The sequence below is a fragment of the Streptomyces vastus genome (assembly GCF_039532825.1).
GTDB lineage: Bacteria > Actinomycetota > Actinomycetes > Streptomycetales > Streptomycetaceae > Streptomyces > Streptomyces vastus.
Map to the genome: position 1 here is coordinate 263,678 of NZ_BAAASJ010000115.1, position 6,202 is coordinate 269,879.

Sequence of the window (6,202 nt, forward strand, 5' to 3'; positions counted from 1 at the left end):
CCCGCAGTCGCCCATGCACGGAACCCACCCACCCGGTAGGCGCCCCCAGCCAACGGCCGGAGGCGCTGTCACCCGGTGTAACCGGCGACGCGCAACGCGTGGACCAGGTCCCAGTGGCGCTCCTCGGACACAGCCTTGGCCGCCTCCAGGAGGAGAGGCGAGAGCCGCGCCGGGTCGGGAGCCGCGCTCCGGGCCACCTCCTCGGGTGTGCGGACGCGCACGTACGCGTCGAGGAGCGCACGGACCTCGCGTTCGCGGCCATCCTCGGCGAGTGCCAACACCGCCTCGCCGATCTCCGAGGCGGGCCGCGCAACGCCCTGTCGCAGCATCTGCCGGCCATCCGCCAGACGCCCCGCCGCCGCAAGCGCATCGGCCGCGGAGACCAGCCGGTCGGCCGGCAGCGAAACCGCCTCCCACAGCAGCGTGGCCCAGTCCGCGCCCAGGCCCGCACGGTGCAGCTCGGCGGCGAGGAGGGGAAGCCGGGCCGCAGGCCAGTACGCGGCTTCGGCCAGCAGGGCGTGCGCCTCCCCGCTGCGCCCCTCGCCGCGCAGCCGGACAAGCCGCTCGACGGCCTCGACCGTGGCTCGCCGCGCCTCGTCGTCCAACGGCTCGCGCCGCCCCGACGGCCGCCGCTCCGCTTCCTCGGCAGCCCCTGCGTAACGGACCCCCCGCGGGCTGCGGTCCGTGGCGGCAGGCACGGGCATGTCCGGTACGGCGCCGGCACCGGGGTCCGCTTCCATCCCGGCGAAACGGGCACTGCCCCGGGGCCGCCGTTTGGAGCGTTGCTTGGCCGCCTTGGGGGCGGGCGCGGAGGGCGTAGGGCGGACGTCGGCTGCGGAAGTCGGGGCGTCGGACGGCGTGGCGTGCTCGGGTGAGGGTGGGGCGGACATCGGGGTGTCCACGCCGAAGTCGGGCCGGCGGGCGGCTCGTCGCACGGTCGAGTCCTGCCAGATGTCCGGCCAGTCGCCCTCGACCGGCTCCCGACGCTGCGCACCCACGCGTCCCTCGGCGGCACTGTCGGAGCCGTACGCGCCACCGCCCCCATGGGACGACCCACCGTGACCGTCGTGCGACGGACTCCCTCCCCCGTCGGGCACCCCATCGACCCAGACCACACCCCCGCCGTCCCCCGGAGGGATCGTCATCGCCTCGCGCGCCTGTCCGCCCGTCGTCCGGCGGTCCAACTCGCCCATCCGGGAGCGGATTTCGGCGCAGCGAGCGGTGGCGCGTTCGTGGTCGTCACGGGCCCAGGCCAGGTCGAGGCGTATGGAGTCGGCCTCGTCGCGGGACGCGGCGGCGTGCAGGGAGTGGGTCAGTTCCGTGTGGCGTTCGGCCGCGTAGCGCTGTTCGCGGAGCATGACGTCGAGGCGGTCGCCGAGGGCGTCCCGGCCGCCGGGCCGGGCGTCGTACGCGGCGAGTGAGGCTCGGTGCAAGGCGCGCGCCCGCTCGGTCTCCTGGGCGGCGGCCCGGTCGCCGTATGCGACCGCGAGGTCCTGGAGGAGCGCCTCCACGACGTCCCAGGGCGGCACTTCCCAGCCGCCGAGACAGGCCCGCATTCCCTCGGGATCGCGCTGCCAGAACACAGCGCACCACCCGCCGCCCTGGTCGAGCCGGGTCAGCAGGCCCTTGAGATACTGAGCGAACTCCCGCACCTGGCCCGGGAGTTGATCCACCGCCATTACGTTCACCCCACGCCAGACTGGAGTACTCCGGTCCGGTAGAAAACACCATTCGTGTTACGGATGCGCTACGAGAGGTTTTCGGACCGGGCGCGGAGTACTCCGCCCCACTCGCAACGTGACGTGCGCGGCTCGACTTCGGGACACCGGCAAGTCCCGTACACGCGAAGGACGCTACACCGTTCCTGAACACTGAGTGGTAGGGAGTCCTGCGTCCAGGTCTGCACGTCAGTGGCCCGCTCCGAACGGTGTTGGGCGGACTCGGCCGTCGCGTGGGGTCTTCGGCGGCGTGCATCGTGTGCACGATCCTCCAGGCGCGCTCGGGCCGTGGGGGTGCGGCAGGGGCCGGGCTGGGTCGTCAGCGCGGGTGGGCGATGGTCCTCCGTACCGGTCCCGGGGTGCGTCGTCGCGCACCGCCTCCCACCCCTGACGGGATGGGCTGGGACGGCTTTCCCCTGCACCGCGCCCACTCGCAAGGCTCACCAACCCACCGCAGGACTCTCGCACAGCATCAGTCAGTAAAACTCGGTATTCCGGCAGCAGCTCACACACCCGCCAGGGCGCACCTCCCCGCGATCTCGTCCATCGACAGACCCAGCACTCCGGCCAGTGCCGCCACGGTGAAGAAGGCGGGGGTCGGGGCACGGCCGGTCTCGATCTTGCGGAGCGTCTCGGCGGAGAGGCCCGCGCTGGCGGCAACCTCCGCCATGCTGCGGCTCCCGCGGGCCTCGCGCAGCAACTGGCCGAGCCGCTCGCCGCGTTGACGCTCTTCGGGGGTCAGGGGGGTGCGTACCATGCCCCCATACTAATACCGGCAAGCGGTATATAAATAGGCGTCGATCGGTATAATAATTGGCATGGTGGAACTGAAGACGGATACGTCTATCGACGCGATGTACGAAGCGGGCCAGGTCGTGGGCCGCGCCCTCACGGCGGTACGGGAGGCCGCTGACGTGGGTGTCTCGCTGCTGGAGCTGGACGAGGTCGCCCACGACGTCCTGCGCGGCGCAGGCGCCGGCTCCCCCTTCCTCGGCTATCACCCCTCCTTCGCCCCCACGCCCTTCCCGGCGGTGCTGATCACCTCGGTGAACGACGCGATCGTGCACGGCATCCCGACCGGCTACCGACTGCGCGACGGCGACCTGCTCTCCATCGACTTCGGTGCCGAACTGGGCGGCTGGGTCGGCGACTCTGCTACCAGTTTCATCGTGGGCAGGCCGCGCGCCGCCGACGTACGCCTCGTGGAGACCGCCGAGCGCGCGCTGGCGGCGGGCATCGAGGCGGCCGTCGTAGGCAACCGCATCGGCGACATCGCCCACGCCGTCGGCACGGTGTGCCGCGCGGCGGGTTACGGCATTCCGGACGGCTTCGGCGGCCACGGCGTAGGCCGCCGCATGCACGAGGACCCTCCGGTCCCGAACGAGGGCCGTCCCGGCCGTGGCCTCCCTCTCCGCCACGGCATGGTCCTGGCCATCGAGCCCATGCTCATCGCCGGCGGCACGGACGGCTACTACGCAGCCCCGGATGGCTGGACCCTCCGAACCAACGACGGCTCCCGTGCAGCCCACGTCGAACACACCGTGGCCATCACAGACTCGGGCCCACGAGTCCTGACGGCCCGGTAGCTCAGCCTTCGGCCTGGCCGGTCTCCTCGGTGCTCTCGTCGGTGCGGAACACCGGCTCTCCGTACTCGATGTCCACCGTCACCCGGCTGCCTGCCGTGAGCCGACCGTCGAGGAGCAGACGGGACAGCCGGTTGTCGATCTCCCGCTGGATGGTGCGGCGCAGCGGACGGGCGCCGTACTCGGGCTCGTGTCCGCGCTGCGCGAGCCAGTCGACCGCCCGGTCGGTGAAGGTGACCGAGACGTCCCGGGCGCGCAGCCGGTGCCGCGTCTGATCCAGCAACTGCTCGGTGATGCGGTGCAGTTGATCGCTGGTGAGCTGCCGGAAGACCACGACCTCGTCGATGCGGTTGAGGAACTCCGGCCGGAAGTGCTGGCGCAGCGGCCGCAGGATCTGCTCACGGCGGGCCCGCTCGTCGGCCTCGGCGTCGCGCGCGGCGAACCCGAGGCCGGTGCCGCGGGTGATCGCCTCGGAGCCGAGGTTGCTCGTCATCACGATCACGGTGTTGGTGAAGTCCACCGTGCGGCCCTGGGCGTCGGTGAGCCGGCCGTCGTCGAGGACCTGCAACAGGAGGTTGAAGACGTCGGGGTGGGCCTTCTCCACCTCGTCGAGCAGGAGCAGGGAGTACGGGTGCCGCCGTACGGTCTCGGTGAGCTGCCCGGCCTCCTCGTGGCCGACATAGCCGGGCGGGGCGCCGACGAGCCGGCTGACGGTGTGCCGTTCTTGGTACTCGCTCATGTCCAGGCGCACCATCCGCTCCTCACTGCCGAACAGGGCCTCCGCCAGCGCGCGGGCCAGCTCCGTCTTGCCGACCCCGGTCGGGCCGAGGAAGAGGAAGCTGCCGATCGGCCGGTCGGGGCTGGCGAGACCGGCACGGGAGCGCAGGATCGCGTCGGCCACCACGCTGACGGCCTCGTCCTGTCCGACCACCCGCTGGTGCAGATGCTCCTCCAGGCCGAGCAGCCGGTCCTTCTCCTCCGTGGTGAGGCTGCTGACCGGGATGCCGGTCTGCCGGGAGACCACCTCGGCGACGGCCTCGGCGGTGACCTCGAGCTGCTGCCCCTCGTCGGCCTCCCCGTCGCGCCCCGCCTCGATCTTCGTCTTCAGTTCGCTGATCCGGTCGCGCAACTGCGTGGCCTGCTCGTACTGCTCGCTCGCCACCGCCTGGTCCTTGTCCCGGGTGAGCTGCTCGACCTCGCGCTCCAGGGCGCGTACGTCGGTGCCCTTGGTCCGAGCGCGCAGGCGCACACGGGCGCCCGCCTGGTCCATGAGGTCGATGGCCTTGTCCGGCAGATGGCGGTCCGTGATGTAGCGGTCGGACAGCTCCACGGCGGCGACCAGGGCCTCGTCGGTGTAGCGGACCTGGTGATGGGCCTCGTACCGGTCGGAAAGGCCGCGCAGGATCTCCAGCGCGTCCGAGGGGGAGGGCTCGGGGACCAGGATCGGCTGGAACCGGCGCGCCAGGGCCGCGTCCTTCTCGATCCGGCGGAACTCCTCCAGCGTCGTGGCGCCCACGACGTGCAGCTCGCCGCGGGCCAGAGGCGGCTTGAGGATGTTGCCCGCGTCCATCGAGCCGCCCTCGCCGCCGCCTCCGGCGCCGACGACGGTGTGCAGCTCGTCGATGAAGACGATCAGCTCGTCGGAGTTCGTACGGATCTCGTCGACGATGTTGGTCAGCCGCTCCTCGAAGTCACCGCGGTAGCGCGTGCCGGCGACCACGCCCGACAGGTCGAGGGCGACGACCCGGCGGCCGGAGAGGATGTCGGGCACGTCGCCGTCGGCGATGCGTTCCGCCAGGCCCTCCACGATGGCGGTCTTGCCCACGCCCGCGTCGCCGATCAGAACCGGGTTGTTCTTGCCGCGCCGGGACAGCACCTCGACGGTCTGCTCGATCTCCGTGTCACGGCCGATGACCGGGTCGATACGGCCCTGCCGGGCAAGGTCGGTGAGATCCCGGCCGTACTTGTCCAGGGTCGGGGTGGGAGAGGAACGCGCGCGCTCCGGGTGCGCGGGGGCGCCTGCCGCCGGGGCCGAGCCCTCGGGCGGAACGGGGGAGGGGCTGAACCGGGCGGCGTTCAGGATGTGGCCGGCGGCGGAGTCGGGGTTCGCGGCGAGGGCGCTGAGGACGTGCTCGGGGCCTATGTAGCCGACGCCTTCCGCCCTGGCGAGGGCGTGGGCGTCCAGGAGGGCGCGTTTGACTGCGGGGGTGATGCCGAGCGGAGTGTGCGGGCGGTCCTCGGCTCGGCCGTCGGGTCGGTCCTCGGGGCGGTCGGGTGACTGGTCGCCGGGCTTGGCCGCGGACTGGTTGCCGCCCGGGCCCACGCGTTCGTCGATCTCGGTGGCCAGCGCGTCGGGGTCGGCGCCGGCTCGGGCCAGCAGGCTGCGGGTGGGTTCGACGGCGAGGGCGGCGCGGAGGAGGTGCTGGGTGTCCAGGTCCGTGCTGCCGTGCTCGGTGGCGTACGTCGCGGCGGTGGCGACCAGCTGGCGGGCGGGGCCGCTCATCAGCCGGCCGATGTCGATGTGCCGGGGGGCGGGGCGGGGGCCGCCCCCGCCCCCGAAGAAGCGGGCGAAGAATTCTCCGAAGGGGTCCGGGCCGTAGCCCTGCGGACCTGGGAAGCCGCTGGTCATGGCCATCCGTTCCGGCGCCCCCGCTGCGCTGGGCTTGGGCTGGCTGGGGCGCGCTTGCGATCGACTGCCGTCCGGGCTCGCGAGTGCCCATGGCTCCGCCGGTTACACGTGGGGGTTCGTAGGTGCTTTGGGTTCGGTGTCGGGTGCGGTTTGTGGGTGGCTGGTCGCTCCCCCACTCTCGGCTGCGCTCGAGCGGGGGGACCCCCATCGCGGCGGAGCCGCTGATGTCACAGTCCCGCGCCCCTGGGTGGGTGGTGGGTGGTGGGTGGTGG

4 protein-coding genes are annotated in these 6,202 nt (G+C 72.4%); 1 reads left to right on the forward strand and 3 read right to left on the reverse strand.

What is annotated here, in order from left to right; all coding sequences use genetic code 11:
* Positions 1-68: 68 nt before the first annotated feature.
* Positions 69-1,679 (reverse strand): hypothetical protein, encoded by a 1,611-nt coding sequence (locus tag ABD357_RS37455; protein ID WP_344395772.1) that lies wholly within the window; start codon positions 1,677-1,679, stop codon positions 69-71.
* A gap of 544 nt (positions 1,680-2,223) precedes the next feature.
* Entirely contained in the window at positions 2,224-2,475 is a 252-nt protein-coding gene (locus ABD357_RS37460; RefSeq protein WP_344395773.1) for a helix-turn-helix domain-containing protein, read from the reverse strand.
* Between the two features lie 61 nt (positions 2,476-2,536).
* On the opposite strand from ABD357_RS37460, the gene map reads away from it, so the two are divergent.
* A complete protein-coding gene (gene map, locus ABD357_RS37465; protein WP_344395774.1) occupies positions 2,537-3,304 on the forward strand; it encodes a type I methionyl aminopeptidase in 768 nt (255 codons plus the stop codon).
* 1 nt (position 3,305) lies between these two features.
* On the opposite strand, the gene ABD357_RS37470 is transcribed toward map, so the two are convergent.
* Positions 3,306-5,930, reverse strand: a complete 2,625-nt coding sequence (locus ABD357_RS37470) for an ATP-dependent Clp protease ATP-binding subunit (RefSeq protein ID WP_344395775.1) — start codon at positions 5,928-5,930, stop codon at positions 3,306-3,308.
* Between the last annotated feature and the right edge of the window lie 272 nt (positions 5,931-6,202).